Source organism: Micromonospora sp. C31 (genome assembly GCF_018070575.1).
Classification (GTDB): Bacteria; Actinomycetota; Actinomycetes; order Mycobacteriales; family Micromonosporaceae; genus Micromonospora.
Map to the genome: position 1 here is coordinate 1 of NZ_JAGPXN010000050.1, position 3,659 is coordinate 3,659.

Below are 3,659 nucleotides of genomic sequence, written 5' to 3' on the forward strand. Positions count from 1 at the left end.
ACTCGGATACGCCGCACGCTCACCCATGATCAGCCCAACGCCGGCCGGACCTACCGGTTACGACCACGGCTCACATTCACATGCCGGCCCAAACCCAGAATGGACGAAAGCTACCGAACCACCCTCTGAACCCAGCGGGGCAGCATCCGCCCCGGCCGCGAGCGCCCTGAGCGTTCCGGCCGGGGCTTTGTCGTGGCCGGACGGAGGCTAGTTCCCGTACCAGGTTTCCTCGTAGTACCAGACCTCTCCGTAACCGTCGTCGTAGTAGTAGTCGGTGCCGTGGTTGCGTCGCCAGATGGCGTAGCCGCCGGCGATGACTGCGGTGAGGCCTACGCGTTGAGCATCGCCGACCGCACCCGGATGCGGGCGTTGGTCCGAGAGATTGTGCCGGCCGGATAGCTCCACAGCCTCATGCGGCGATGGTGCGGGCGGTCGCGTAGACGTCGGCGGGGAGGGCGTGCGCGAGCCGCCAGATGATCCGCATGGGGCGGTCGCCCGTGTGCTCGCGGTAGGTCATCGGGCCGGCGTAGAGGTAGGCCGGCGCGCCCAGGTCCCGGTCCGCGACCCGGGTCTCCCGCACGAACAGGTGCACGGTCGAGCGGCGCTGTACGTGGTGGATGTAGCGCTGGCCGGTCGCCGACGCCGACGACGTGGTGCTCTGCGACTCCCACTGGAACAGGCTGTCCGTGATGGCCCGGTCGGCGTACATGGTGGTGGGGGAGTAGTGCGCCTCCGACTTGACCAGGGTGACGAAGAAGAGATCGGCCTGGGCGTCGGGCAGCCACTTCACCCCCTCCCGCAGCGAGCCCGGGTTCGGCATGCCGAAGGCGGCGCACGCCTCGTTGCGGCTGTAGCGGGCGTGCACCCGCAGCGGCACCGACGCCGACAGCGGCTCCGGCGTGACGCGGTGGATCCGCTCGCGCAGCACCTCGGCCACCTGCCGCAGCTCGGCGCAGCGGGCCGGTGCCGCCCAGAGCCGCGTCAGCCGCTCGTCCCGGGAGGTCAGCGGCGCGTTCGGCCCCCACAGGTCGAAGTGCAGCATGTCCCACAGCCGCCCGGCGTCCGGCCGCTCGCCCGCCGCCACCCGGGCCAGCGCGTCCAGGCGGTCCGGGTCGTCGAGGTGCAGCATCCGCCCGATGGCCCGGCCCAACTCCCGGTCGTCCGGCCCCGGCGTCGACGACTCCAGCCCGGCGAGCCGCCGCAGCCCGGTCCACCCGCCGATGGTCGCCGACCGGTAGACGTCCTCGATCTCCACGCCGGTCTCCCGCAGGAACTCGGCGAGGCTGACGTCCCCGAGGTGTCGCAGCTCCGCCAGCAGGCCGTTCTTCGACGTCGGCATGACGGTACGCAGGTTGTCGAGCACGACCTTGCGGGCGACCGGGTCCAACTGGATGTGGCAACCGCTGGGCAGCGAGGGGAAGCCCTGCTCGACGGCCTCTTTTATCTCCCTGCGGCTGACGCCGGTCAGCGCGCGCCAGCGCAGGTCGAAGCGGAAGTTGGCGTGCTGCCCGCCGATGAAGTCGAGCACCGTCAGGCAGGGCTTGTCGTCGTCCAGGCGCAGCCCGCGGCCGAGCTGCTGGAGGAAGATCGTGGCGCTCTCGGTGGGCCGCAGCATCAGGATCGTGTCGACCATCGGCAGGTCGACGCCCTCGTTGAACAGGTCCACGGTGAAAAGCACCCGCAGCTTGCCGGCCTTGAACTCCCGCAACAGATCCTGCTGCACGGGCCGGTCGACCTGGGAGGTCACCGCCGCCGACGGCACGCCGTGCCGCGTGAACCACTCCGCCATGAACCGGGCGTGGGCGATGCTCACGCAGAACCCGAGCGCCCGCATCCGGTCCACGTCGACCGTGTCGCGTACCGCCTTCAGCACCAGCCGCGCCCGCGCGTCGTTGCCGGTGTAGAGGCCGTCGAGCTCGCCGAGGTCGTACCCCTGGCCGCGCTTCCAGCGCAGTCGCGACAGGTCCACGTCGTCGTGCAGCCCGAAATACTGGAACGGCGCGAGCAACTGCCGCTCCAACGCCTCCCACAGGTGCAGCTCCACCGCCACGCGGCCGTCGAACCACCGCCGCACATCACGACCGTCGGCCCGGTCGGGGGTCGCCGTCAGCCCCAGCAGTACGCGCGGCCGAAGCCGCTCCAACAGCCGGGCGTACGTCGGTGCCTCCGCGTGGTGGAACTCGTCGACGATCACCATGTCGTACGCCTCGGGGTCGATCTCCCGCCGGTGCAGCGACTGGATGGAGGCAAAGACGTGCCGCCACCTGGTCGGGGTCTTGCCCCCGACCAGCGTCTCGCCGAAGCTGCCGTCGAGCATCACCTGGCGGAACGTCGCCAGGCTCTGGGTGAGGATCTGCTCCTGGTGGGCGACGAAGAGCAGCGAGTCGACCTGGCCGTTGCGGTGCAGGCGCCGGAAGTCCAGCGCCGCGACGACCGTTTTGCCGGTGCCGGTCGCCATCACCACCAGGTTCCGGTGCCGGCCGTGCACCTGCCGCTCGGCGTCCAGGTCGGCGAGGATCTCCGCCTGGTACGGGTACGGCCGCACGTCCAGGTTGGCGATCTGCGTCGGCTGGTCCTCGCGCCGCTCCCCGCTGAGGGCGTTGCGCAGCCGCTCGGCGTCCCGGCTGGCGTCGTAGTCCTCGAACGCCGGGTCGTTCCAGTAGTCCTCGAAGGTGGCGGTGAACGTGTCGATGACGTGCGGCTGCTCGACGTTGGAGACGCGTACGTTCCACTCCACGCCGTCGATCAGCGCGGTCTTCGACAGGTTGGACGATCCGACGTACGCGGTGGTCATGCCGTTGCCCCGCCGGAACAGCCATGCCTTGGCGTGCAGGCGGGTGGTCCTGGTCTCGTAGGACACCTTGATCTCGGCGCCCAGCTCGGCGAGCCGGTCGAGGGCCCGCTGATCGGTCGCGCCGAGGTACGTCGTGGTGATGACGCGGAGCTTGCCGCCCCGGGCGATCAGCTCGCGGATGGCCGGCTCGACGATGCGCAGGCCGTACCACTTGATGAACGCGCAGAGCAGGTCGACCTGTTCTGCCGACGCCATCTCGTGGGTGACCTCGTGGCCGATGCGGGGCTGGTGGCGGCCATTGACCAGGAGGGCGCCGGTGGAGAGCGGGGTGGTGGGGCGCTGCGGGAAGGCTGGTTGCGCGGGAGGGGTGGGTGGGGCGGCGATGGCGTGCAGGAGGTGTTTGGCGTCGGTGATTTGGTCGTGTGCCGTCGCTGCCTGCGGGCTCTCGGCGGCTATGGCGTCGGCGATGCGGTTGGCTAGTTCGATCTGGCGGTGGAGCTTGTCGTCGCCGCCGGGGACTGCGTGCAGGGCGCGATGGGCCAGGGCGGCGATGTGACGGGCCAGGGCGTCGGGGGCGTCGGCTGGGTCGAGCCTGTGGTGCTGGAGGAGGGCGGGCTCGACGTGCTGGAGGCGGTCGGCCAGTTCGCGAGTGATGAGGTGCTCGTAAATGCCCCGCTCAAGATCCGTCACCCCGGCAACCTAGCGGGCTTCGGTGCTGCCGCGCTGTCCGCCGCAGGCCCAGGGCCCCGGCAAAGTCGTCAGGTGATGCCGAGTAGTGCCAGCGGGCGGGTGCTGTCGCGGGCGTGGTGCCGGTTGGCGGCGGCGATGTTGGTGACGCCGGCGGTGCGGAGTGCGCCGATGGCGG

Annotated in this window: 2 protein-coding genes; both read right to left on the reverse strand. The window is 70.6% G+C overall.

The annotated features are described in order from the left end of the window. Positions 1–207: 207 nt before the first annotated feature. Complete coding sequence (locus KBX06_RS27325) at positions 208–405, reverse strand: hypothetical protein (RefSeq protein WP_210839924.1); 198 nt, start codon at positions 403–405, stop codon at positions 208–210. A 4-nt stretch (positions 406–409) separates the two neighbouring features. Next, entirely contained in the window at positions 410–3,484 is a 3,075-nt protein-coding gene (locus tag KBX06_RS27330; RefSeq protein WP_210839925.1) for a DUF3427 domain-containing protein, read from the reverse strand. Between the last annotated feature and the right edge of the window lie 175 nt (positions 3,485–3,659).